Annotated in this window: 1 pseudogene; it reads right to left on the minus strand. The window is 69.2% G+C overall.

From position 1 onward, the window contains the following. A pseudogene (locus EOA28_RS38040) lies at nucleotides 1–493 on the minus strand (alpha/beta hydrolase); the annotation flags it as partial.

Raw genomic sequence — 493 nt, forward strand, 5'->3', positions numbered from 1 at the left:
GGCACGCGCCGGGCCATCGAAGCGCGAGATCATCAGCTCGCCATGCGTGCCGGCGACGCGCCCGCCATGGCGGCCGACCAGCATGTGCCAGTTCTCCTGGAAGCGCAGGCTGCGTTCGCTCCACAAGCGGTCGCCGAGCCGCGCGGTGTCGTAGATGCGTGTCACCAGAAGTGCTGCGAGCACGCGTTCCACAACGGCCACCGTCGGCTCCCCGGTCAGGAATTCCTCGATCAGGTCGGCCACGCGGTCGACGTCGCCGGTCCAGATCGGGTGGTCGCGCCCCGAAATCTCGACCAGGCGGGCGCCTGGGATCTTTCTGGCCAGGAAGCGGCTGGCGTCGGGATCGACTCGGGCGTCGTTGCGGCGATGGATCAGGTAAGTCGGCACGCTGATCGTCCCGAGCATGTCGCGCACGTCTATGCCGGCATTCATGCGGGCAAGCGCCGTAGCGGCCGTCGGGCTGGCCGACAGCCGCTCGAACCGGCCCCACCAC

The organism is Mesorhizobium sp. M2A.F.Ca.ET.067.02.1.1 (genome assembly GCF_004023285.1).
Classification (GTDB): Bacteria; Pseudomonadota; Alphaproteobacteria; order Rhizobiales; family Rhizobiaceae; genus Mesorhizobium.